Origin of the sequence: Microbulbifer sp. SAOS-129_SWC, from assembly GCF_039696035.1 — a bacterium.
Lineage (GTDB): Bacteria > Pseudomonadota > Gammaproteobacteria > Pseudomonadales > Cellvibrionaceae > Microbulbifer.
In genome coordinates this window covers 967,277-991,400 of sequence record NZ_CP155567.1, presented here as the reverse complement: position 1 = coordinate 991,400, position 24,124 = coordinate 967,277, and the positions used below count along the sequence as shown (strand labels likewise).

Annotated in this window: 18 protein-coding genes; 7 read left to right on the top strand and 11 right to left on the bottom strand. The window is 60.6% G+C overall.

What is annotated here, in order from left to right; all coding sequences use genetic code 11:
* Nucleotides 1-42 precede the first annotated feature (42 nt).
* The 9 genes from ABDK11_RS04205 to dnaX all read right to left on the bottom strand — a co-directional run bounded on the left by ABDK11_RS04205 (nucleotide 43) and on the right by dnaX (nucleotide 7,481).
* Complete coding sequence (locus ABDK11_RS04205) at nucleotides 43-888, bottom strand: MoxR family ATPase (protein WP_346839050.1); 846 nt, start codon at nucleotides 886-888, stop codon at nucleotides 43-45.
* 93 nt (nucleotides 889-981) lie between these two features.
* Nucleotides 982-1,683 (bottom strand): YEATS-associated helix-containing protein, encoded by a 702-nt coding sequence (locus ABDK11_RS04200; RefSeq protein WP_346839049.1) that lies wholly within the window; start codon nucleotides 1,681-1,683, stop codon nucleotides 982-984.
* A gap of 262 nt (nucleotides 1,684-1,945) precedes the next feature.
* Nucleotides 1,946-2,326: a hypothetical protein gene (locus ABDK11_RS04195; RefSeq protein ID WP_346839048.1), complete on the bottom strand. Its 381-nt coding sequence runs from the start codon at nucleotides 2,324-2,326 to the stop codon at nucleotides 1,946-1,948.
* Nucleotides 2,327-2,384: 58 nt separating this feature from the next.
* Nucleotides 2,385-2,846: a YcgN family cysteine cluster protein gene (locus ABDK11_RS04190; protein ID WP_346839047.1), complete on the bottom strand. Its 462-nt coding sequence runs from the start codon at nucleotides 2,844-2,846 to the stop codon at nucleotides 2,385-2,387.
* A gap of 3 nt (nucleotides 2,847-2,849) precedes the next feature.
* Nucleotides 2,850-3,137 carry a YcgL domain-containing protein gene (locus ABDK11_RS04185; protein ID WP_346839046.1) on the bottom strand — a complete coding sequence of 96 codons (288 nt, stop codon included), beginning with the start codon at nucleotides 3,135-3,137 and terminating at the stop codon, nucleotides 2,850-2,852.
* On the bottom strand, nucleotides 3,134-4,261 hold the full coding sequence (rnd, locus tag ABDK11_RS04180; RefSeq protein WP_346839045.1) for a ribonuclease D: 1,128 nt from the start codon (nucleotides 4,259-4,261) through the stop codon (nucleotides 3,134-3,136). The genes ABDK11_RS04185 and rnd overlap by 4 nt, the downstream gene beginning before the upstream one ends.
* A 7-nt stretch (nucleotides 4,262-4,268) precedes the next feature.
* Nucleotides 4,269-4,874, bottom strand: coding sequence for a recombination mediator RecR (gene recR / locus ABDK11_RS04175; RefSeq protein WP_346839044.1), 606 nt, complete (start codon nucleotides 4,872-4,874; stop codon nucleotides 4,269-4,271).
* An 82-nt stretch (nucleotides 4,875-4,956) separates the two neighbouring features.
* Entirely contained in the window at nucleotides 4,957-5,301 is a 345-nt protein-coding gene (locus tag ABDK11_RS04170) for a YbaB/EbfC family nucleoid-associated protein (protein ID WP_346839043.1), read from the bottom strand.
* The gene (dnaX, locus tag ABDK11_RS04165) at nucleotides 5,301-7,481 is read right to left on the bottom strand and encodes a DNA polymerase III subunit gamma/tau (protein WP_346839042.1); all 2,181 of its coding nucleotides are present in this window, start codon (nucleotides 7,479-7,481) and stop codon (nucleotides 5,301-5,303) included. The genes ABDK11_RS04170 and dnaX overlap by 1 nt, the downstream gene beginning before the upstream one ends.
* Before the next feature lie 315 nt (nucleotides 7,482-7,796).
* Between dnaX and ABDK11_RS04160 the strand changes: the two genes are divergently transcribed.
* The 6 genes from ABDK11_RS04160 to ABDK11_RS04135 all read left to right on the top strand — a co-directional run bounded on the left by ABDK11_RS04160 (nucleotide 7,797) and on the right by ABDK11_RS04135 (nucleotide 21,118).
* A complete protein-coding gene (locus ABDK11_RS04160; protein WP_346839041.1) occupies nucleotides 7,797-8,324 on the top strand; it encodes a sigma-70 family RNA polymerase sigma factor in 528 nt (175 codons plus the stop codon).
* A gap of 419 nt (nucleotides 8,325-8,743) precedes the next feature.
* Nucleotides 8,744-9,808, top strand: a complete 1,065-nt coding sequence (locus ABDK11_RS04155) for a FecR family protein (protein ID WP_346839040.1) — start codon at nucleotides 8,744-8,746, stop codon at nucleotides 9,806-9,808.
* Between the two features lie 132 nt (nucleotides 9,809-9,940).
* Entirely contained in the window at nucleotides 9,941-12,841 is a 2,901-nt protein-coding gene (locus ABDK11_RS04150) for a TonB-dependent receptor (protein ID WP_346839039.1), read from the top strand.
* A 243-nt stretch (nucleotides 12,842-13,084) separates the two neighbouring features.
* Nucleotides 13,085-15,871 carry a TonB-dependent receptor gene (locus ABDK11_RS04145; protein WP_346839038.1) on the top strand — a complete coding sequence of 929 codons (2,787 nt, stop codon included), beginning with the start codon at nucleotides 13,085-13,087 and terminating at the stop codon, nucleotides 15,869-15,871.
* 624 nt (nucleotides 15,872-16,495) lie between these two features.
* Nucleotides 16,496-19,366, top strand: a complete 2,871-nt coding sequence (locus tag ABDK11_RS04140; RefSeq protein ID WP_346839037.1) for a TonB-dependent receptor — start codon at nucleotides 16,496-16,498, stop codon at nucleotides 19,364-19,366.
* A gap of 147 nt (nucleotides 19,367-19,513) precedes the next feature.
* Entirely contained in the window at nucleotides 19,514-21,118 is a 1,605-nt protein-coding gene (locus tag ABDK11_RS04135) for a sulfotransferase (RefSeq protein WP_346839036.1), read from the top strand.
* 30 nt (nucleotides 21,119-21,148) lie between these two features.
* Here ABDK11_RS04135 and ABDK11_RS04130 read toward each other — a convergent pair whose 3' ends face one another.
* Nucleotides 21,149-22,807, bottom strand: coding sequence for a sulfotransferase (locus ABDK11_RS04130; RefSeq protein ID WP_346839035.1), 1,659 nt, complete (start codon nucleotides 22,805-22,807; stop codon nucleotides 21,149-21,151).
* 135 nt (nucleotides 22,808-22,942) lie between these two features.
* The gene (locus ABDK11_RS04125) at nucleotides 22,943-23,239 is read right to left on the bottom strand and encodes a hypothetical protein (RefSeq protein ID WP_346839034.1); all 297 of its coding nucleotides are present in this window, start codon (nucleotides 23,237-23,239) and stop codon (nucleotides 22,943-22,945) included.
* 169 nt (nucleotides 23,240-23,408) lie between these two features.
* Between ABDK11_RS04125 and ABDK11_RS04120 the strand changes: the two genes are divergently transcribed.
* A complete protein-coding gene (locus ABDK11_RS04120; protein ID WP_346839033.1) occupies nucleotides 23,409-23,993 on the top strand; it encodes a MarC family protein in 585 nt (194 codons plus the stop codon).
* Nucleotides 23,994-24,124: the final 131 nt, after the last annotated feature.

Genomic DNA, 24,124 nt, shown 5'->3' with positions numbered 1-24,124 from the left:
GGTATTCGCCTGCGGGGCAGACTCCTGCGAGGAGGAGGCCTTTTAGCGGCGGTCGCGGCGCGCCATAAATGCCAGGCGCTCGAGCATATGCACGTCCTGCTCATTTTTCAGCAGGGCGCCGTAGAGCGGCGGAATCGCGCTGCTGCTATCACGGTTTTTCAGCACTTCCTCGGGAATGTCGTCGGCCAGCAGCAGTTTCAGCCAATCGATCAGTTCCGAGGTGGAGGGCTTTTTCTTCAGGCCCGGCACATCGCGCAGCTGGAAGAAAATGTCCATCGCCTCCGCCACCAGCTGACGCTTGATGTCCGGGTAGTGCACATCCACGATCTTGTGCATGGTGTCGCGATCGGGGAAGCTGATGTAGTGAAAAAAGCAGCGGCGCAGGAAAGCGTCCGGCAGTTCTTTTTCATTGTTCGAGGTGATGATGACAATCGGGCGCTGCTTCGCCTTCACCGTCTCGCCGGTTTCGTAGACAAAGAACTCCATGCGATCGAGCTCTACCAGCAGGTCGTTGGGAAATTCGATATCCGCCTTGTCGATCTCGTCGATCAGCAGCACCACCTGCTCATCCGCGGCAAAGGCCTCCCACAGCTTGCCGCGCTTGACGTAGTTGGCGATATCGTGCACCCGGTCCACGCCCAGCTGGGAATCCCGCAAGCGCGAGACCGCATCGTACTCGTACAGCCCCTGCTGCGCCTTGGTGGTGGATTTGATATGCCACTGGATCAGCTTCAAGCCCAGGCTGCTGGCCACCTCTTCCGCGAGCAGAGTCTTGCCGGTGCCCGGCTCGCCCTTGATCAGCAGCGGGCGCTGCAGTGTCACCGCCGCGTTGACGGCCATCTGCAGGTCATCGGTGGCGACATAGCTGTCGGTGCCGGTAAATTTCATCGTCACTCTCGTATTCACATTCGGGAAAGGCGAATACTAAGTGATCAGGCGAGGGGGTGCCAAAGGCAAATCGCAACAATTTGAGTGGTCAGATCACCCGCTGACGACACGACCATCCGCCGCTGCGGTGCTGCGGCGGTGCACGACCTGGCGGCCCTTGTCGGTGATATACCAGCGGATGCCGAGATGGCTGTGGATCTTGCCCACCATTTCCAGTACCAGCAGGCTATTGAGGGCGCGGGCCGCGGAATTGGTTTCCATACCGCCCTCCTGCACCATGCCGGTCAGGGAGCGGAACACGCAGTCGCCATTATTGAGCAGGCTGAGCACGTGCAGGGCGTTATCGTCCAGTTTGCGGATCTGGTTGAAATCCAGTGTGGGCCCCTGCTCCGGATCGCCCTCGATCTCATGTTCGAGCAGCGGCATCATCTCCAGCTGCATGGCGCGCAGCTCCTGCTCCAGGTTTTCCACCCGCGCCCGCGCGATACTCGCGTCGCGCAGCTGGCGGCGCGCGGCGTTGAATACGAACATACGCGAGGCGATCGCCGCGATCAGGCAGTAACCGGTGAACAGCAGCAACCGCGACGGGTCGCCCTGGATCTCGATCAACAGGTCGCTCTGGGTAAACTGCAGGAAGATCGGCACCATCAAGGCGCCACACAACCCCATGATCAGGCAGCGTGCGAGGCCCGCCGGATCCTCTTCGGTAAACAGCATCTGGTAATAGTTGACCAGGCCACCGAGTATCCCGGAAACCAGCATGACTGCGCTCAAAATAAGCAGATGATCGAGCATCCGTATTCCTTCTGCCAGGGCGGCCCCTTGTACCGGGCCCATTGCGCGGCGGTGGGGCGGGTTTGTGCGCCGCAAGGTGCGGCATTGTTCTATTGTGGTTGGTCGCGAGACAGGTCTCGCCCCAGGCCGAAACCAGCCCTATAGATATAGCAGTTGTCGCCGGAGACCGTGATGGAGAGGAAGGAATGGGGCGCCATTGATCGGCTTCCGGGCCCACAGCAGTGGGCACACGGGGAGCCGCAGCGGGGGGATAACGCGCGCTTCAGCGCTCGCTAAAATAGGGATCTTCGTCGAACTGGCGGCGTTTTTCGCGGCGATGGCCGAGATACAGAGCGAACAGCCCCCAGACCGTCATCAGCGCGAAGGTGCCGCCGGCGGCAAACACCAGATTGGCGATCACTTCGGGTTCAGCGCCGTTGTCCTCGAACAATGTCTGGTAGGCAAACAATGGCAGCACCGGCGTCAGCGGTGCATCGGGCGCGGTGCTGCGGGCCGGTACCAGCAGTGACACGGCGAAGACCAGCAACAGGGTGTGGCGCAGCCAACCCCAGCGCCACTTGCGCATAAACCACCAGCCTGCCGCCAGCAGTACCACGGTGCCGGCAGCGTAAATCATCCAGGCTAATCGATAATCTTCGGGCATCTAATTTTCACCATTCAACATTATTAATTCCTCTGAAAAGCCTATGCGCCGACGCTTTTCACAGGTTGGGATCATCCGCCACCCAGGTGACGATATGTTCTTCGAAATCGTCCGGGTGCACCAGTTCCTCGCTGACGACACAGCCGCGCACCGAAATGCCGGCCTCATGCACGGATTCCGCACGACCGCTGACCAGCGGGTGCCAATCGGCCAGCGGCCGCCCGTCGGCGAGGGTGCGGTAGGCACAGCTGTGCGGCAACCAGTCGAAGCGGGCCAGATCCTGTTCGCGCAGCTGGATACAGTCGGGCACCTGCTGCCGGCGATTGCGGTAATCGCTGCACTGGCAGGAGTGGCTGTCCAGCAGACGGCAGGCCACATTGGTGGTGTAGACCCTGCCGCTGTCCTCGTCTTCCAACCGGTGCAGGCAACAGCGCCCACAGCCATCGCAAAGGGATTCCCACTCGTCGCGGCTCATCTCGGCAAGGGTCTTGCGCTGCCAGAAAGGCTTGTCTGCGGCCACGGCTCAGCGCTGCAACTTGCTGTTCAGCGCGGCGATCGAGCGCATCTCGTCTTCCTGTACCGGCGGCATCTGCAGGTAGTAGCCGCGCGCGAGGATCTCCTCCAGCACTCGCGCAGCATCGGCACGGGCGAGCTTTTTCTCCGGAGCCAGCAGCAGGGTTGTCAGGTGTTGCGGCTTGCCGAACATTTCCAGCAGCTTTTCCGGCACCCGCTTCAGGCCCTCGCGCTTGTCGGTGTAAAGATACATTTCCTCGCGCCGGGGGCTGCGATAGATGTCACACAGGGTCGTCATACAGATTCCTCCACCGCCGCGCGCAGCGTCTCCAGCAGCGGCGCGCCGACCACATCACCGCGCCAGCCGCAAAGGCGGCCCTCCAGCTGCGGCTGCTGCGCCTGTACCAGTTGTTCCAGCTCCTTTTTACGCACCAGGATTTCCGGCGGCAGGCCGCGTTGCTCGGCGACGCTGCTCACGGTTTTGCGCAGCAGTTTCAGCCACTCTCCCTGCCGGCGGCTGAGCGGTTGCGGCAGCGCCGGCGGCGCGTCGGCTCGCTCGGCGGCGCGCTGAACAATCTGCAACAGGGTATCGCCGAACTCGCGCAGGGTACGCCCTTCCAGGCCCGGCTGCGCCATGGTGGCGACATGACGTGGCAGCTGCTGGGCGAGACTGAGGCAAACCCCCTCCTTCAGCAGGTGGTTGCGCGGCACATCGCGCAGGCGCGCCTCGCGCTCGCGCCAGGCGCAGAGATCCTGCAGCGCCGCCAACTGCTTGCCGCGCAGGCGCCAGGCGCCCTTCACACGCTGGTAGTAGAGTTCCGGCGGCTGTGGGTTGCGGGCTGCGGAAACCAGCCCCTCGCAATCTTCGTGCAGCCACTCGATGCGCTCCAGTTCACGCAGGCGCCGGATCAAAACACCATAAACCAGCGGCAGCCAGGCTACGTCCAGCGCGGCGTAATTCTGCTGCGCTTCGCTGAGCGGGCGCTGCAGCCAGTCCGAGCGGGTCTCGCTCTTGGGCAGATCAATATTGAGCAGCGTCTTGACGGTGGCGGCATAGCCGAGACCCGCGCCCATACCGGTCATCGCAGCGGCGATCTGGGTATCGAAAATCGGTGCGGGGATGATGCCCAGCAGGCGCTCCAGCGTCTCGAGGTCTTCGCTGCAGCTGTGCATGATCTTGGTGACACGCTCGTCCACCAGCAATTCGCGCAACGGTTGCAGATCGTCGATGGCCAGGTTGTCGATCAGGTAACAGCGTTCACCGTCCCCAATCTGCACCAGCGCAGGCTGTGGATAAAAGGTGCGGCTGCGCATGAATTCCGTGTCCAGCGCGACCGCGCTCTGCTCGCGACAGTGCGCGCACAACCGCGCCAGCTCGACGCTGTTGTCGATCCAGACCGGTGTGGTATCTACGTTTGGCATCAGCACCTCAACTACCCGGGAAAAAAGCCGTGCGGCTGTTGAAGGCGTGCGCCAGTGTGCCGCCATCGATATATTCCAGTTCTCCACCGATGGGGACACCGTGGGCGATACGGCTCACTGCGATACCGCGGGATTTGGCGCGCTCGGCGATAAACTGTGCGGTGGCCTCTCCCTCGACCGTGGGATTGGTGGCGATGATCAGCTCCTGCAGTGGTTCATCGGCGAGCCGCTGCTCCAGCAGGTCGATGCCCAGGCTGGCGGGCCCGACACCATCGATCGGCGACAGGTGGCCGTGCAGCACGAAATAACGGCCGTGATAATTGCCCGCCTGTTCGATGGCCAGCACATCGGCCGGGGTCTCCACCACGCACAGGGAACCGGGATCGCGGCGACTGCTATTGCACAGCGCGCAGATTTCCTGCTCGGTCAGGGTGCGGCACTGGCTGCAGCGGCCCACTCTGGCCACAGCCTGCTCCAGTGTGCGGGCCAGGGTACCGGCAGCATCGCGATCGCGCTCCAGCAGGTACATCGCCATGCGCTGTGCCGACTTGGGGCCGACACCGGGCAGGCAGCGCAGTGCGCCTATCAGCTCTTCGATCAGGGGACTGAACATATAAAAACTTCAACAATAAAAATGATCGGCAATCCGGGGGGCGCGCCGCGCCCCCTGCCCTGGCCAGTCAGCACCGGGAGACTCAAAAGGGAAACTTGAAACCTTCCGGCAGGTTCATGCCGGAAGCCAGCCCGCCCATGTGTTCCTGCTGCAGGGCCTTGGACTTTTCCTCGACGCGACGCACCGCGTCGTTTACCGCCGCGGCAAGCAGGTCCTCCAACATCTCCTTGTCTTCGCCCATAAGGTCCGGATCGATGTCGACCGCTACCACGTCGTGACGGCCATTCATCGTCACCTTGACCATGCCGGCCCCGGCTTCGCCGTGAACACGCAGCTCTTCCAGTTCACGCTGCAGCTTCTGCATTTTTTCCTGCATATCGGCCTGCATCTTCTGGGCCTGCTGCATCAAGTCACCAAAACCTTTCATCAGTTTTGCTCGCTCTCCAAGTCTTTCAGATATTCGACCGAATCCGGCACCAGTTCGGCGCCCAGCTCGCTCTGCAACTCCTGCACCAGCGGTTCCGCCGCCAGTGCATCGCGCGCGGCGGCCGCGCGGGCCTCACGGGTGGCCGCGGCCAGTCGCGCCGGCGTACCGCCGTGCACTTCACCGACCTGGATCTGCACACTGACCGGCTGCGCAAAGAAATCGCTCAACACATCCGCCAGGCGGCGCTGGTGCACCTCGTCATACAGACTGCTGTAGGACTCGTCCAGGGTAAAGGCAAGTATATTGTCCTGCCGCCCCACCAGTTCCAGGTGGAAGGCAATGGAATGCAGTATGCCGGTAATGCCCAGCTGGCGGTAAAGGGCCGGCCAGCTGCCGGGGCTCAAGGCATCCAGGCGCGCGGCAGCCACCGGCGGCTGCGGCGCTTGTTGCGGGCGCGACTGCGGGGTCTGGGTGGGCGGTGCCGTCTGCACCGCGGCCACCTGCTGCTTCAGCTGCTCGCGAATAGCGGCACGCTGGTCCGCCGCTGGCGACGCGGCCTGTTCGGCTACCGGGGGGGCAACCTGTTCGGCCGCCGGCGGCGCTTGCTCATCAGTAGCGCGCGGCGGCACCGCTGCCGGCGCGCTGGAGGGCGGAGTATCGAACCGGCCGGCGCTGTCCGCGCGGGGTTCTGGATCCCGCGGCTCTGCGTCACGGGGCTGTCTGGCATCAGGCTGCAGCGCGTCCGGCACAGCCGCACGCGGCTCCGCCACAATGGATTCCTGCGGCACGGATTGCGTGGCCGGGGCCTGCCGATCGGCGACCGGGGGCTCGGCCGCTTCCGACTCTGCCTCCCACGGCGGACGAGAATCCGCTACCGGTTGCTGCGGCGGGACCACGGGCGACCCGGCTGCCGGGGCCACGGGCTCCGCTGCGGCAGCACTCGTCTGCGCGCCGGCTTCAGCCGGCGCTGCCTCCATCTGTGGCTTTTTTACCGCGGGCAACTCCTGCCCGGCCTGCGCCGCCGGGCTCTCCGTCGGCGATGGCGCAGCGGCGGCATCACCGGCCGGCAGGGAGGCCGTGGGTATATCGGCTACGCCCTGCGGGCGGAATGCCAGCATGCGCAACAGCGCCATCTCGAAGCCGCTGCGCGGGTCGGGCGCCAACGGCAGGTCGCGGCGCGCCAGCAGCGCCATCTGGTAGTAGAGCTGGACATTTTCCGGCGCCAGGCTCGCGGCCTGCGCGCGCAGTTGATCGCCGTCGCCGAGGGCGTTGTCGATGGAACTTGGCAACACCTGTGCCACGGCGATGCGGTGCAGGTTGTTGGCCAGCTCCGCCAGCGCGGCGCTGTAATCCGGGGCCTGCTGGGCCAGCGATTCCACCGCGGCAAACAGCGCGGCGGGACTCTCTGCGGCCAGCGCCTCGAGCAGCGTCCACACCAGGCCGGAATCGATGCTGCCGAGCATCGCGCGCACTTCCGCCTCACTGATCTTGCCGCCACCGAACGCGATGGCCTGATCGGTGAGACTCATGGCGTCGCGCATACTGCCGTCGGCAGAGCGCCCCAGATGCCACAGGGCGGCCTCCTCAAAGGGCACCATTTCCTGTTCGAGTACGAAGCGCAGGTGCTCGACCACGCGCTCCGGGCTCATATTCTTCAGGTTGAACTGCAGGCAGCGGGACAGCACGGTCACCGGCAGCTTCTGCGGATCCGTGGTGGCGAGCAGGAATTTGACGTGCGGCGGCGGCTCCTCGAGGGTCTTCAACAGCGCGTTGAAGGAGCTGTTCGAGAGCATGTGTACTTCGTCGATCAGGTAGACCTTGTAACGGCCCCGTGTCGGCGCGTACTGCACATTCTCCAGCAGTTCGCGCGTGTCCTCGACCTTGGTGCGCGAGGCGGCGTCCACCTCGATCAGGTCGACAAAGCGCCCGTCGGCAATTTCGGTACAGGCGGCGCACTGGCCACAGGGTTCGGAACTGACGCCGCTTTCGCAGTTCAGGCACTTGGCCAGAATCCGCGCGATGGTGGTCTTGCCCACCCCGCGGGTACCGGCAAACAGGTAGGCGTGGTGCAGGCGGCCGTTATCCAGGGCATTGATCAGTGCCTGGAGCACGTGCTCCTGCCCCACCATCTCCCGAAACAACCGCGGCCGCCACTTGCGCGCCAGTACTTGATAACTCATCCGCTCTCCAGCGCCCGGCGGCGCCATATCCTGTGATTCATTGGGCGCCAGTGGCGCGCGCCCATTATAACGGTATCGGCGCGCCGGCGCAGCGCGCGACAGCGGGCCGGCAGCCACAATTGTGACCGGCTGCCCTGACCGGGAAACCGCATTCGCCCCTCGTCGGCGCCTCCACCCCTGTGATATAACTGTGACTTGGCCTGCATTCCTGTCAGATATCCACTCCGCCCGATGCGGAGCAGCTGCAGGGAGCCGAGACCAGCCCGCATAACAAAAACCAAAACGAATTGCGCAGTACGGGGATCCCACCAACCGATGAACAAAGCTCGGAAAACGCTTCTGGAAAAGCTGTTTGCCGAACACGGCCAGGCACTGGTGCGCTTTGTGACACGCATTGTCCGGAGCCCGGAAGACGCCGAAGATATCGCCCAGCACGCCTACCTGCGCCTGCAGAAGCTGAATTCGGAGAAGGAGCTGGACAACCCCCGCGCCTACCTCTACCAGATTGCCAACAACCTTGCCGTCGACCAGCTGCGCCGCGGCAAGCTGCACATGGAATACGTCAGCCAGCAGATGCCGGCAGAGGGCGAAACCCTCGGCGACGATCACGCCGACCAGCAGTCTCCGGAGCGGGTACTGGCGGCCCGTCAGCAGCTGCAGGCGATCCACGACGCCATGGACAGCCTGCCCCTCAAGTGTCGTCAGGCGTTCCTGCTACACCGCACCCGCGGCCTCTCCTACAACGAGATCGCCACGGAGATGAACACCTCGGTCAGCAGCGTGGAGAAGTACATCCTGCAAGCCCTCAAGACCTGTCGCCGCCGGGTGGAATCCTACCGCTGAGCGCCCTTCTGCCCCGATTTGCCCCCGCCACATGGCCGTATGGCAAATCGCCAGCGAGGCAGGTGCCGGCGCAGCCAGCGACCGGTTCGGCGCAAAACAATTGCGGAACTGTGTGGGGACGCACAGGCTTTGTGCAGACCAGAGCCGATTCCGCGACAAATTCTCTTGAGGGAGACGGCAAGTCAGCCGTCTTATTGAAGAACCGAGTCATCTGATAACAAAAAATCAGGTTAAAGGGACAGAGAATGCTAAACTAGGGCGCACTTGGTCTTATTTATTGCGCCAATCGCCGTCGGCACGGAAAAAAACGCGCCAAAACGGCCCAAATTTATTAAAATGCACCAAAGCTGGGCGAAAACTAAACAGCAGAAACCCGGATCCCTGGCGGTCCGGTCGCAAAGAGCAAGGTATAGGTAGCGGTGAATTCAGCGGATAGAAAGGAAACAGTCAGCGACGAAGCGCTCGACCAGGCCTGCGCCTGGATCGCCCGCCTGCGCTCGGATGCTGTCAGTGCCGCAGATCGCCGCGATTTCTCCGCTTGGATGAAGCGCTCGGCGGCGCATCGCGCCGCTTTCGACGAGATGGCCGAACTGTGGGGCGATCTCGGCGCCCTCGCCCATATGCCGCTGGACGAACTCTTCCCGGAAAGCATCCCCCAAAATGCACACAGCGCGGTGTCGACGTCGCCACAAGTGGTGACCGCTGCCGATGGTACCGCGGCCAACGACAGCTGGAGCCTGCCCCAGTGGCTGATGGGCGGCGGCCTGGTTGCCGCCTGCCTGGTGGTGACCCTGTGGGTCGGCAACCAGTGGCTGGCCGGGGAGCAGCTGCGCGAACAGACTTATGTCACCCGCATCGGCGAGACTCGCACTGTTACGCTCAGCGATGGCTCCCGTATCGAGCTCAATACCAATTCCAAACTGCACGTCGCCTATACCCGTGGCGAGCGCCACACCGAACTGCTGCGCGGCGAAGCCTATTTCCAGGTGGCGCGCCAGACCGCACGCCCGTTCACCGTCGCCGCTGGCCGCGCCAACGTCCGCGTGCTCGGCACCAAGTTCAATATCGAGCGCAACCCCGACAGCACCCGCGTCTCCGTCACTGGCGGTACCGTGGCGGTGAGCGAGTCGAAGAGCGCCACCGGCCTGCAGCCGGATACCGTCAAAGTGGTCAAGGACCAGAAAGTCAGCGTGTCCAGCACTGGCCTCAGCCAGGTCCGCACCACCAGCGCCGATGAAGCCCTGGACTGGACCCGCGGCGTACTCGTGTTCCGGCAGACCCCGCTGGCGGAAGCTCTGGAAGAATTGAACCGCTACCTGCAGATACCCGCTTCTGCAGACCCCAGTGTGCGCGACCGCACTCTGTCCGGCACCTTCGAGCTGTCGGATCCGGAGCACACGCTGACTGCCATCGCCACCGCCATGGGTTTGCAGGAAGATCACAGCGACCCTAACCTGACTCTCTTGTCACCCAGCCCTATCTGAGTTATAAAACCCGTTGGGCGATCGATTATTGTACAGCCACTGGCTGCTACCCCGCCCCAATCACCATTACAACGACAACGAATAATTCACCCGGCGCAGCGCCAGGGTGGGTAAAGCGAGACGGGCGAACACTTGATTAGCAGGCACTGGGCCACACTGTCGCTGGCGACCCTGTTGGCATTATCCGGCAAGGCCGCGGCCAGCTGCCCGGAATCCGGGGTCGTGCTGCCCGCAGGCAACCTGTCGCGCGCGCTTATTGCGCTGGGGCGCCAGTGCAAGATCTCCATCCTCGTCCGCGATTCTTCCGCCACCAGCTATACCCTGCCCCAACAGAGCTTCCCGGACTCCAACGGTGATTTCGAATCCATATTGCAACAGCTGCTGGAGAATTCGCCGTTCACCTACCAGCGGGTCGGTCCCAGCGCCGTGGCGGTGACCGCGCGCCCGACCGATTCCGGAGACAGCGACACGCCGCCGCCACAGGCACAGCCGGAAGAAGTCACCGTCACCGCCCGCAGCATGACCGGCAGCCACCTGCGCCACCTGCAGCTGGACAGCTATGCGCCGATCGATGTGCTGGCGCAACCGGAGCTGGAAATCACCGGCGCCCAGACGATTGCCGAACTGCTCAAGTTTCTTCCTGCGGTGGCCGGCAACTCCACCAGCACGTCGGTCAGCAACGGCGGCGACGGCACTGCCACCGTCACCCTGCGCGGCCTGCCCGCGAGCAATACCCTGGTGCTGATTAACGGCCGCCGCATCGTCAGCAATGGTTTCGGTGGCGGCGCGGCGGACCTCAACAGTATTCCGTTGTCGGCGGTGGACCGCATCGAAATCCTCAAGGACGGCGCCTCGGCCGTGTACGGTTCCGATGCCATTGCCGGGGTAGTCAACATCATCCTGCGCCGCGATTTCGAGGGCCTGTCGGTCAACAGTTACTACGGCGTCGCCGACCGCGGCGACCAGCAAACCGAGTCTTACCATGCAACCTGGGGCAAGTCCGGCGAACGCGGCCATTTGATGCTGAGCCTCGCCCACTACCGCCAGAGCGCGCTGATGAGCCGCGACCGGGCGCTCTCCGCCTCGGCCGACAACCGCGGCCGCGGCGGCACCGACCTGCGCTCTGCGGCATCCCCAAATGCTTTTATTGACCTGGGCAACGATACGGTCGTCACCAATGACGACAACAGCGGCTACCGCCCCTGGAACCAGGAAGACCGCTACGACTACAGCGAATACACATCCGCAGTCGTGCCCTCCGAGCGCAAGTCCGTCTATTTCGAGGGCAACCTGGACCTGGCGGACAACACGTTGCTGTTTGTCGAGGGGATGGCGGTGGGCACGCGCGCGGATACCACGCTGGCGCCCACACCGGTCTTCACGCGTTTCGACAACGGCGACCTGAGCATCCGCGCCGACAATGTCTACAACCCGTTTGACCTCGACATTACCGACGTGCGCAAGCGCGTGCTGGAGCTGGGGCCCCGCGACCAGAAAGACCGCACCAATACCTGGCGCTTCAATACCGGGCTTAAAGGGCAGTGGGATAGCTGGCAGTGGGAATTGACTGCGGCTCTGCACTACACCCACGCCACGGAGAAAATGAGCAACCTGATCGATCCACTCAGGCTGTCTGCGGGCCTGAAGGGGCCGGCCGATTGCAACGCCGATACCGGCTGCGTCCCGGTCAACCTGCTCGGCCCCAGCGGTGCAATTGACGATAAACAGCTCGACTATATCCGCGGCCAGAGTCTGGTCGATGGCGCCACGCGCATGGCGTCACTGATTTACATGGCCAACGGGACACTGGGCACCATCAGCGCTGGCGACATCCTCGCCGCGGCGGGTGTGGAATTCCGCCGCGAATCCATCGATTTTGAATCTACCGACGCCGGCGGGCTGTCGTTTATCGGCGGCAGTGCATCCGGCTCTGCCGCGGGTGAGCGACTGATCGGCGAGACCTTCGGGGAGATTTCCATTCCACTGGTGGAAGACCACTTCTGGGTCGATGGCGCCGTGCGCTTTTCCAACTACAGTGATTTCGGCAGTACCGCCAACCCCAAAATCTCCCTGCGCTGGCGTCCGCTGCCGTCGCTGCTGGTTCGCGCCAGTTACGCCACCGGCTTCAAGGCGCCGACGCTGATCGATATGCACCAGAGCGGCTACCAGAGCCAGGAGTACCTGTTCGACCCCTGCACCGGCACTAATGCCGACAGCCTGCCGGGCTGTCGCGGCCAGGCAGACGACGCGCGCATTCAATACCTGACCGAGTTTGGCGGCAACCCCAACCTGAAGCCCGAGACTTCGGACAACCGCTCCCTCGGCATTGTCTGGACACCCGCCCGGGCGCGCGGCTTCAGCGCCACGCTGGATCTGTTCGATATCCGCCAGAATGACGTCATCGATACCAGCCCACAGTACCTGATCAACAAGAACGCCTATGGCGGCCTGTTCACCAATCGGGTGCAGCGCGATGCGCGCGGCGATATTGTGAAGATCTACGCTACCCGGCTCAATATCGGTGCACGCGAAGTGCGCGGCGTCGACCTCGCGCTGCGCTATGAGAAAACTTCCGAGCAACTGGGACAGGTACGCCTGGCACTCAACGCGAGCCAGATGGCGCACTACCTCAACCAGGCCGCACCCGGTGCGCCGGTCGAGGACCTGGCCGGCACCTTTGTCGACCCCGCCAGCGGCGGCGCCGGCTCGCTGCCACATCTGAAAGCGAATTCCGGCATCTATTGGCACAAGGGGCGCTGGGAAGGCGGCTATACCGTTCACTATGTTGGCGACCTGGAAGAAAGGTTTACCCGCGCCAATACCAGTGTCACCCGCAAGATCGGCAGCTGGGCGAGTCACGACCTGCAGCTGGCCTATGCGCTACCCGCCGGCCTGCGCTTCGCCGTGGGCATCGACAACCTGCTCGATCACGAGCCGCCATTCGCCGCCACCGCATTCAATGACAACTACGACGGACGCACTTACGACCTCAGCGGCCGCTACTGGTATACCACCCTCGCCTACAATCTGTAGCGCTGCGATTCCCCACCCGGATGCGGACCTTTCCACCCCGACCGGGCTCTTGTCAGAAAAAAATTTATTGACACCAAAATAGTCAGCAATAGGCGCCAAAGGCGTGTCTTTGTTCGAACGAAACTCCCCCCGCGAAAAAAATGTTCTAGTGTTCTAGCAAGCCTCTATTGATAGTAGTTTGCAGTTGTCAGGGAGGGCACTGCCGAATTCGGCACTAAGAACCGGTATCAGGAGAGGTATACCATGGACAGATCCCGTCTTTCCCGGGCAATCAAGAGCGCAATTGCGACCGCAGCCATTTCCACCAGTTTCGCTACTGTGTCTTTTGCTCAGCAATCACAACAGGTTGAAGAGGTGGTTGTCACCGGTTCGCGAATCCAGCGCACCACCGACGCGACCAGTGCTACGCCAATCAGCGTATTTGATGCCGCCGCACTCGAGAAATCGGGTAATACCACCCTGGAGAATTTCCTGCAGGAAATTCCATCCGTGACCGGTGGCCAGCTCGGCTCTTCAGTGAACAACGGCAACCCGGGTCTGGCCACTGTATCCCTGCGCGGCCTGGGTGCCTCACGCACGCTGGTGCTGGTTGACGGTCGCCGCATGGTGTCCGCGGGCACCACGACCGGCACGGTCGACCTGAACACCATCCCCACCTCGATCATCGAGCGTGTCGAAGTCCTGCGCGATGGCGCCTCGACCATTTATGGTTCCGACGCGATCGCGGGCGTGATCAATATCATCACCAAGAAAGACTTCGAGGGCGCCGAGGTCAACTTTTACGCGGGTACTTCCACCCATAACGATGGCCAGGAATACAGTGCCAGCATGACGCTGGGCACCGGCAATGACAACGGCCACGTGGTGGTCAACGCCGAGTACAGCAAGCGCACCGACGTATTCCAGTCGGAGCGGCGCTTTTCCGAGTGCCCCCTGTATGAAAGCGGCGACTCGGTGCTCTGTGGCGGCAGCCCCACCACATCACCGGCGCGCTTCACCCGGCCCGATTTCGACAATGGCGCAAACAACTGGATCGTCGACCCGGATACCGGACAGGTCAGAATCTACGATGCGTCGACCGACTCCTATAACTACGCCGCGGCGAGCTACCTGATTACCCCACAGGAAGTGTTTACCATGTACGGCTACGGCGATTACCAGATCGCCGACTTCAAGGACGTCACCACGCTCGACGCTTTTGGCGAACTGACTTTCGCCAATCGCCGCTCCGACCAGTTGCTGGCACCGGAAGGGACCTTCTGGGGACCGACGATTCCTGCCAACCAGCCCTATAACCCGGTGGGTGAAGATGTTTCCATTGGCCGGCGTATCACCGAAACCGGCGGCCGCGCCTTTTTCCAGGATGTGAATACCTGGCGCGGGGTAGCGGGCCTCAAGGGCGAGTGGTGCAATGGCTGGACCTGGGATGTCTCCTATAACTACGCGCGCTGGGTGGATCCACAGATTGAAAAGGGCCGCGCCAACCAGCCCCGTTTTGACACCCTGCTCGGCGCCGTCGACAGCAATGGCAACCCCACCTCGACCCCCTGCGCGGACGACGCGGAATGCCCGGGACTGTGGAATCCCTTCCAGAACGGCACCCTGAACCAGGCACAGATTGATTACGCCACCGTCACCAATTCACCGGTGGAAAAATCGACGCTGCGCGAAGTACAGGCCAACATGAGTGGCGATTTCGGTGGCTACGCCATGACCAGCGAACCCTTCAAGTGGGCCGCGGGTTATGAATTCCGCTCCGAATCCGCCGAAGTCACCGCCGACGGTGCCGCTGAACTCGGGCAGATTTACTTCGTCACCGGCAACTCCTGGGGCGGCAGCTACAACGTCGACGAATTCTATGGCGAAGTGCGCCTGCCGTTCATGGAAGGCGAATCCTGGGCGGATACCCTCGCGGCCGAGGCTTCGTTCCGCTATTCCGACTATGACACCATCGGCAGCGACACCACCTGGGCCGCGGTACTCGACTACGCCCCGATAGAACAAGTGCGCTTCCGCGGCACCTGGTCGCAGGGCTTCCGCGCACCGGGTATCGACGACCTCTTTTCCCCGCAACAGCTGTCAGCGGAGAGTTATTCCGACCCCTGCTACAACTGGACGGGCAGTTCCAACGCGAATATCAGGGCTAACTGTCAGGCTGACGGCGTGAACCCGACCAACAGCGCCCTGGCGTCTGCTCAGGCCACCGGCCTGTTCGGCGGCAACCCCGACCTGAAGGCGGAGCAGTCGACCAGCTGGACCATCGGTATCGTGTGGACGCCGACGTTCGTGGAAGACCTGAGCGCCACTTTCGACTACTACAATATCGAAGTGGACGACGCCATCGGCACCTTTACCACCAATACGCTGGTGTCTTCCTGTTACGAGAGCGCCAACTTCTCCAGCCCGAACTGTGCGCTGATTACCGGGGCGAACGCGATCGGCGCCACGCCATCCAGAACCAGCCCCCGGCGCCAGGCGGATGGCACGGTTGCCGGTCAACTGCTGACCAGCCAGAACATCTCGACGTTCAAGACCTCGGGTGTGGACCTGGGCCTGAATTACAGCATGGATGTCTGGCAAGGCACGGTGAGTGTCGATGCGAAGGCCACCTGGCTGGATGAATACAAGTTCCGGGCCAGCAACGAGGAGCCGGAGATTGATCTCGCCGGCTTCTACGGTGCGGACCCGGTAACCACGGCCATCACCGGCTTCCCCGAGTGGAAAGGCTATATAGGCGCAGACTATAAGGCTGACAACTGGAGCGCCGGCACCATCCTGCGCTGGATTGGTCCGGTCGATGACATCAACCCCGGTGACAACGACCTCGCCACCCATGCGGACAGCACCTGGTATATGGACCTACACGCCAGCTACTTCTGCTGGGAGAACATGACAGTGTCCGGCGGTATCCGCAACGCCTGGAACCAGCAACCACCCTATGTCACCAACTACGACGACATGAACACTATCCCGATCACGTATGACACCCTGGGCCGCTTCTTCTACGGCACCGTGAGCTTCTCCTTCTGAGCAAAGCCCCACCCAGCCCCGCCCGCATCGGGCGGGGCTGGGTCTTTCCCGCCCGCGGTATTCCCTGCCCCGCTACCCAATCCACCCCTTTTCTGACCGACTGTTAATAATCCAGTACTTACGCAATCGTGTTGGCGCTCAAGCGGTTTGCGCATGGTCCGGCCGCTCCGGCGACAGAACTCACGAGGTGGTTCATATCCGCGCCGAGCCGTCTGATCCGCCACGCGCGTCGAGTCGCCGAACGCAATCCTCAGCTCCTCAGGAGCAACCCCAGGCAAGAGGCAACAAAAATCTCCACTGATCGAATTTCACACAACACATAAATCGCTAATTTGCACAATAGGCGGCAAAAAGACACTCAATTTCGATTTTTGGTGGTTTTTTGTACCACTTAATAAGCCTCCACGGACAACATCAACCCCCCATTTATCGCGCATCATTCCATGCTCCCAAAGCTGTCATTGGGTCTTTTTATTAAAAAAAGTGATTTTTTCTTGAGGGGACCGTCGTACCAACCGTTTATAGCTGTGTTGGGACGGAAGTAGCCGCTTGGGGGTAGCTGCTTCCACATATCGCCCTTAGAGGCAAAACACTATAAATCCAACGATCAAGAGAGGATTTACAATGAAAAAGAACCTTCTGTCCGTAGCTGTGAAGGGGGCCATGAGCCTGACCGCAGCCGCAGTACTGGTTCCCTCCATGCCCGCCTTCGCACAACAAGACGCGACCATGGTCGAAGAAGTTGTCGTTACCGGCTCCCGCATTCAGCGTGACGCTAACGAAACCAGCGTCAGCCCGGTGGCATCCGTTAGCTCTGCAGACATGAAAGCTACCGGTGTTGTCCGCGTCGAAGACATGATCAACAAGCTGCCGCAGGTAGCTGCCACCCAGACCGCTGGCATGGCCAACGGCTCAACCGGTACCGCCACTGTCGACCTGCGTGGCCTGGGTTCCCAGCGCACCCTGGTACTGATCGACGGCCGCCGTATGCCCGCCGGCTCTCCGCTGCAGGGAGGCTCCGGTGCCGACCTGAACCAGATCCCGGCCGGACTGGTTGAGCGTGTAGAAGTTCTGACTGGTGGTTCCTCTGCGACCTACGGTTCTGACGCCATCGCCGGTGTTGTCAACTTCATCATGAAGGACGACTTCGAAGGCGTGCGCTTTGAGTCCCAGACCAGCGCCTACCAGCACACCAATGACAACAGCAAAATCCAGGATGTCGTAAAAGGCAGCGGCTTTGAAACTGCCGATGGCAGCGTCACCGACGGTGACACCAACGACTTCTCCATGATCATGGGTGCGAACCTGGACGGCGGCCGCGGCAACGTGACCGGCTACGCCAACTACCGCAAGATCGACCCGGTACTGCAGTCCGACCGCGACTACAGCAGCTGCTCGCTGGACGGCGCTCCGGATGGCTTCTCCTGCGGCGGCTCCGCCACCCTGCCCGACGGCTTTGTCTCCGACTTTGACGGCCACTACTACAATGTATCCGGCAACCAGTTCGTAAACTGGGACGGCCACTACTACAACTATGGCCCGCTGAACTACTTCCAGCGCCCGGACGAGCGCTGGACCATGGGCGTTTTCGGTCACTACGACATCAACGACAACGTCACCGCTTACACCCAGCTGTCTTACGCTGATGACCGCACCGTTGCGCAGATTGCCCCGTCCGGCAACTTCTTCGCCACCAGCACCATCAACTGTGACAACCCGCTGCTGTCCGCCCAGCAACACGACCTGATCTGCTCCGGCCTGTCCGACAGCGAAAGCGCGCCTTACTACATCGGCCGCCGTAACGTCGAGGGCGGTCCGCGCCAGGACGACCTGCGCCACACCACCTTCCGCGGCGTATTCGGCCTGAAGGGCGACATCAATGACACCTGGTCCTACGACGCCTACGCCCAGTACGCGGAAGTAGCGATGCAGGAGACCTATCTCAACGATATGTCCAAGACCCGTATCGGCCGCGCCCTGAATGTGAAGACCGATCCGGATACCGGCAAGCCGGTGTGTCAGTCCGTTCTGGATGGCTCCGATCCGCTGTGTAAGCCGTGGAATATCTTCCAGGAAGGCGGCGTCACCCAGGAAGCACTGGACTACCTGATCCTGCCGCTGTACTCCCGCGGTACCACCGAGCAGGAAATCTACTCCGGCTACGTAACCGGTAACCTGGGCGACTACGGCGTTAAACTGCCGACTGCCGACAGCGGCATCTCCGTTGTATTCGGCATGGAGAGCCGTCGCGAAGCGCTGAACTTCAGCCCCGACAACGGCTACCAGTCCGGCGACGGCGCTGGCCAGGGTGGCGCAACCAAGCCGGTTGCCGGTTCCCTGAGCGTTCGCGAAGCCTTCACCGAGATCAACGCACCGCTGATTTCCGGCAAGCCGGGCGCAGAGTACCTGGGTCTGGAGATGGCCTACCGCTACTCCGACTACTCCACCGACATCAACACCAACACTTACAAAGTGGGTGTCGACTGGTCCCCGATCGCCGACCTGAAGCTGCGCGCCAGCTACCAGTCTGCGGTTCGCCACGCCAACATCCGTGAGCTGTTCGCCGGCCAGGGCCTGAACCTGTTCGACATGGACGAAGATCCGTGTGGTGGCGCCAACCCGAGCGCGACCTTGGCGGAGTGTGAACTGACTGGTGTTACCGCCGCGCAGTACGGCAACATCTCCAACAACCCGGCCGGTCAGTACAACTACCAGCAGGGCGGCAACCCGAACCTGACTCCGGAACAGTCCAAGACCTATTCCGCAGGTTTCGTGTACTCCCCGAGCTATGTTGAAGGGCTGACCCTGAGTGTCGACTACTTCGATATCGATGTTACCGATGCTATCGAAGCCGTTGATCCGAACACCATCCTCAGCCAGTGTATGGCGAGCGGCCAAGACGCAGTATGTAGCAAGATCCACCGCAATGCCGGCGGCAACCTGTGGATCGGCAACGGCTACGTCGAGTCCCTCAACACCAACATCGGCTACTTCGAGACTGCCGGTGTAGATATCAACGCCAACTACGGCTTCGATATCGGTGCTGCGGGTTCTGTTGACCTGAACTACATTGCCACCTACCTCACCAAGTGGGAGCAGCAGGAAGTTCCGGGTGCAGAGATCCAGGACTGCGTAGGCAAGTGGGACAAAGCCTGTGGCTCCCCGACTCCGGAGTACGTGAGCACTCTGCGCGCCAACTGGGCCACTCCGATCGTAGGTCTGGACGTAGTAGGTTCCTGGCGCTACATCGGTGCCGCGGAAGATATCGGCAGCAACCAGGCTGACTTCGATGCAGTGAACTACATCGACCTGTCTACCTCCTGGGCCGCGACCGATCACGTCACCGTACGTGGTGGTGTCAACAACGTGTTTGACAAAGAGCCGCCGCTGACCTCCGATGCTGGCCCCAGCATCTACGGTAACGGCAACACCTTCCCGGGCACCTACGACGCTCTGGGTCGTTACGCCTTCATGGGTGTTACTGTAGACTTCTAATCTCGATTAGTTGATTACAGTGAGAAGCGCGGCGGAGCAATCCGCCGCGCTTTTTTTATGCCTGCCGCCCGGCTATGGCACACTGAAACTCGAGTAAACTTCAGCTACTATTGCATTCCCGCCCGACCAGCCATCAGCAGTAACACAATGACAGAGAAACACAGCGCAGAATCATATTATCAGCAAGCCCGCATTGCGCTTTCCCAGTCGCAGCCGCAAACGGCTCGCCGGCTCCTGCAAAGCGGCTTGTCAGCCGACAGCAAACATAGAAATTCGTGGCATCTGCTGGCTGATACCCACGCGGCCGAAGGCAATCTGGAGCAGGCGATTCATACCCTTGAAGATGCCGAACAACACTTTTCTGGCGACGCGGACGCCACGCTCGCCCTGCAGATCCATAAAGCCAGCAACCTGGTAAAAACCGGCGATCCGGCCGCCGCTGCAAGCTCGATCACAACTGATGATTTTGCCGCGGTAAAAGACTGGAAGCTCATTGCCAGAGCCGGTTATCTGTTTGCCATCTGTGAAGAGCACAAGAAATCGCTCGACGCTTTCAACCTGGCGCTCAATTCCAACGACAGCGATCCCGACCTTCTCTTCAACGCCGCCGCGGCAAACCGCTCTATGGGCAACCTGCAGAGCGCCGAAAAGCTTTACGAGAAAGTAATCGGTCTATCCGCACACTTTTACCCGGTTTACACGCTGCGCTCCGGCCTGCGCAAGCAGACGGAAGACAACAACCACATTGCTCAGCTAACGGCGCTGGCACAAGCGGCAGATGTCAGCAATGAAGGAAAAATACATATTAATTATGCGCTCGCCAAAGAGCTGGAGGATATCAAGCACTACAGGGAGAGTTTCTCCGCACTAAAGCGTGGTGCCGAACTGAAAAAGCAGAGCATCAACTACTCTGTCGAACCTGACCTTGCAGCAATCGATACCATCGCAAATACGTTCACAGAGCATTCAACCCGCAAAGTTTCACGGGAAGAAGATCAGGGGCAGGGTATAATTTTTATTCTCGGCATGCCCAGAACCGGATCGACACTGGTAGACAGGATCCTGTCCGCCATAGACAGCGTAGACTCAGCTGGCGAACCCGATACTTTTGCACAACTCTTTTACCGCGCAGCCTTTCAGGCGTCTCGCAATGCCACGGGCGCCCCGGGCAACCAGATCGAGGCGATAAAAAACAGCCTGCGCATCAATTTTGCAGAATTGGGCAGGCAGTACCAGGAAAAGCTGGCAAACCGGGCAAAAATAAAGAACGCGAAAACCATCATCGATAAAAACCCCAGTAACTACCTGCATATCGGTGCCATCCTGCTGGCATTGCCGAAAGCAAAGATCGTGCATGTGCAGCGCGATCCGATGGATTCCTGTTACGCGATCTATAAAACCCTGTTCAAGAATGCCCACCCTTACTCCTACGACCTGAATGATCTCGGCCGCTACTATTGTGCTTACCGGAAGTTAATGAATCACTGGAAGGACACTTTCCCGGAGCAAATTCACGAAGTCAGCTACGAAGCACTGACCCGGAACCCGGAAAAAGAGGCGCGGGAACTGGTGGACTTCTGCCAGTTGAGCTGGGATGACAACTGCCTGAACTTTTACGCGAATAAAACCAAGGGCACGGCCACCGCCAGCGCAGCGCAGGTTCGCCAACCAATCTACACAAGTTCGGTTGGAAGCTGGAATCACTATACCAATGAACTGGAGCCGCTCAGGAAGATCATCCAGGGAAAATAATCGCGACTAACAATGGACCGACAATGACCGCTAAGGGACTTGATCGCGGTACTGGTCGAGCACGTCGAGGTATTTCAGATAATGCTGATAGCGGGCACTCGAGTCCCTGTGAATTGACTGTCTCACCTGCCAGATACTGGCAGTTTTTACCCGATTTTCCCGCCGGCTGAAGTCCAGGCAGGCGGGCTCCCAGTCCAGCTCGAGAAAATCCAGCAGAACGCGCACTTCAGACTCAGGCGAATCCACCAGCTGCTCGTACGACAGCGGATAGATCGATTCCGGAAACAGGGAGCGCCAGTGCTCCATCAACCGGCACTGCTGGACATAGAAGTGCCCGATTGCATCCAGATCCACCGCGTAATTCATATCTCCGCCCAGATACTGGAAATAGATCGACAGGCAGTTATCGAGCAAATACCTCCTCGTCCAGACAATCTTGCAGGCCGGAAACGCCGCTTTCATCAGCCCCAGATGCATAAAATTATCCGGACGTTTGTCGGTAACGAGATCGAAGGCACCAAAACGTCGAGTCAGATACTGTAGATATCCTTCTGCCACGGAATCGAAATAGCCACTACTGCCCGCCTCTTCGCCGGACAACGGTTGCCGGCGCATTTCTTTTGCCAGCTCGGGAAAGTAATCCAGCTCACCACCGGCAGTCACCCGACTGTGACCACTGATGATTTGCTCAACCAGGGTTGATCCCGAGCGGTACATCCCACAAATGAAAATCGGCCTGAATTCCGAATGTCCACTCGCCGCCGAAAACCAGCATCGGTCGAAGTGCCGGGCAATCTCATCCACTTTATCTTTCTGATCACCCTTGCTGTATGGGGGAAAGCGCCTGCGCCCCAACTCGTTGGCCTGCCGGTAAGACGCAAAGGCGGCGTCGTAGCGCTGCAATTCATCGAGCAGTTTCCCGTGGGCGAACAGGAGCTCTTCCCGCACACCGGCGTCGAGCCCCGGCTTCGCCAGCGCAGCCCTGACCTCGCGCTCGATTTCCTCACTCTCACCCGCTGCATGCGACATATTGGAAATTCTACACAGGGCCGGATAGTGATCCGGGTCCAGCGCCAGAATTTTCCGGTATTGCTCACCGGCTTTAACCCGATCGCCTTCTTCCTCGTAGAGCCCGGCAAGATTAAAGCGCGCGGGAATATATTGGGGATTAACAGCGACCGCCTTTTCCAGCGCCGCGACGGCCTCGGACTCCTGGCGCAATTCCGAATAGATGACCGCGATATTGTTATACACCTCTTCCGGCGCTTCTACCGCGTAGTCCAGCGCGCGCTGATAGGCATTCAGTGCATCCGGGCTGTTGCCGATCTTTTTCAGTAATCGCGCATAGTTGTACCAGGTATTGGGCAAGTCCGGTTTGCGCGCCAACAGCGCCCCATAACCCTCGGCGGCCTTTTGCAACCGTCCACACTGCTCGCATACGTGTACCAGATCCAGGTAGTAGGCCAACTGATCAGGGAAAATTCGCGTCAACTCTTCGAGACATTCGATGGCCCGGTCCGCGTTACCTATCTGCCAATACAGGCGCACCAGCTCTCCCAGCAATAACTCACGCTCCTGCCCATGCTGTTGCAGCTCCCGATAGAGAACCTCCGCTTCTGCAAAGCGTTTTTTGGACAATAGCGCTCTGGCTGCTTCGAGTTTCTCTTTAAAAACTTTTGCACTGATCATTACATTTTCAGGTATGAGAGGAGGGAGTGGGAAACGACCGGGGATGGGAATAACGAGAGAAGCGCCTCATTCGGGCCGGAGTGCGGTGCTTACCGCCCGCTGAAATACCCAGCGCGCGGCAGCACCGACAAGATATCAGTTTGTATAGCGAATTTTATTGCGGGTCGCTTTATCCACCATTCGCTTTGATTCATGGGACATGGTTTCCCACTCTTTGGCCGTCATGCAGGTTTTCTGCTTGAAGCGCGAACCGGTAATCGCACGCTCTTTGCAGATCACCTGGTTTTTTGGATCGATTTCATTTTTCGCAATCGTGGAGCTTGCGCCAGGCTGCGCCGGCGCAGCCGCTTTTTCCGCCACTGGTGCAGTGCTGGAACAGGCAGCCAGCAAGCTGACAGAACAGGCGAAGAGAATCTGGTTCAGGGTGCGCATTGCAATCTCCTAGATAAGCTGAATGGCAAGTTTTGCGTTATAGTTGGGATAATTTTACCGCGAATCCGCCCCGGTTGCATGACAATGTCGTCCGGAAAAATGGTTCATTTCATCGTAACTTTTCTTTCATCAGCGCTCTATCCGCTTTCTCGCAAGGAACAACCACACTTTGGATACGTTAACCGCCTTTCTGACTCTGCTGTTCGTTATGGATCCCCTGGGAAACATTCCCGTGTTTCTGGCGGCCCTGAAAAATGTGCCGCCCCGCCGCCAACCCTATGTACTGATGCGCGAGCTGATATTCGCGCTGATCGTGTTGCTGGTATTTCTCTATGGCGGCCGCTTCGTTCTCACGTGGCTGGGCTTGTCGCAGGAGGCAATCCGTATCGCCGGGGCGATTATTCTGTTCCTGATTGCGATCCGCATGGTGTTTCCGACAGAAGGCGGGATTATGGGTGAACGCCTGGAGGGGGAGCCTTTCTTCGTACCACTGGCCGTGCCGCTGGTCGCAGGCCCGTCGACCATGGCCATCCTGATGCTGATGACCAACAGCGAGGGCGAGCAATTGCTCGACTGGACGCTGGCACTGCTCGGAGCCTGGGGAGTCTCCGCAATTATATTGATGGCTTCTGCACCACTCGCGCGGCTGCTCGGCAACCGGGGGCTGATTGCGGTAGAGCGCCTGATGGGCATGGTGCTGGTAATGCTCGCGGTGCAGCTGTTCCTGGACGGGATAAAGCAGAGCCTGGCCTGACACCTGTCGGGCTGCACGCCGCCACAAATTGACCAAAATATAACCACCCGCCTTCCCCGCCACGCAATTTTGCTGGCGGCCCGCCCCCTCTCCCCCCGCTTTTAGCCCACTATTTCCTGGCACAGCGTTAA

Bases quoted from the DNA above. Each gene is read 5' to 3' on its own strand.
- ABDK11_RS04205 (WP_346839050.1), bottom strand. From the start codon at position 888: ATGAAATTTACCGGCACCGACAGCTATGTCGCCACCGATGACCTGCAG.
- ABDK11_RS04200 (WP_346839049.1), bottom strand. From the start codon at position 1,683: ATGCTCGATCATCTGCTTATTTTGAGCGCAGTCATGCTGGTTTCCGGG.
- ABDK11_RS04195 (WP_346839048.1), bottom strand. From the start codon at position 2,326: ATGCCCGAAGATTATCGATTAGCCTGGATGATTTACGCTGCCGGCACC.
- ABDK11_RS04185 (WP_346839046.1), bottom strand. From the start codon at position 3,137: ATGACGACCCTGTGTGACATCTATCGCAGCCCCCGGCGCGAGGAAATG.
- rnd (WP_346839045.1), bottom strand. From the start codon at position 4,261: ATGCCAAACGTAGATACCACACCGGTCTGGATCGACAACAGCGTCGAG.
- recR (WP_346839044.1), bottom strand. From the start codon at position 4,874: ATGTTCAGTCCCCTGATCGAAGAGCTGATAGGCGCACTGCGCTGCCTG.
- ABDK11_RS04170 (WP_346839043.1), bottom strand. From the start codon at position 5,301: ATGAAAGGTTTTGGTGACTTGATGCAGCAGGCCCAGAAGATGCAGGCC.
- dnaX (WP_346839042.1), bottom strand. From the start codon at position 7,481: ATGAGTTATCAAGTACTGGCGCGCAAGTGGCGGCCGCGGTTGTTTCGG.
- ABDK11_RS04160 (WP_346839041.1), top strand. From the start codon at position 7,797: ATGAACAAAGCTCGGAAAACGCTTCTGGAAAAGCTGTTTGCCGAACAC.
- ABDK11_RS04145 (WP_346839038.1), top strand. From the start codon at position 13,085: ATGGACAGATCCCGTCTTTCCCGGGCAATCAAGAGCGCAATTGCGACC.
- ABDK11_RS04140 (WP_346839037.1), top strand. From the start codon at position 16,496: ATGAAAAAGAACCTTCTGTCCGTAGCTGTGAAGGGGGCCATGAGCCTG.
- ABDK11_RS04135 (WP_346839036.1), top strand. From the start codon at position 19,514: ATGACAGAGAAACACAGCGCAGAATCATATTATCAGCAAGCCCGCATT.
- ABDK11_RS04130 (WP_346839035.1), bottom strand. From the start codon at position 22,807: ATGATCAGTGCAAAAGTTTTTAAAGAGAAACTCGAAGCAGCCAGAGCG.
- ABDK11_RS04125 (WP_346839034.1), bottom strand. From the start codon at position 23,239: ATGCGCACCCTGAACCAGATTCTCTTCGCCTGTTCTGTCAGCTTGCTG.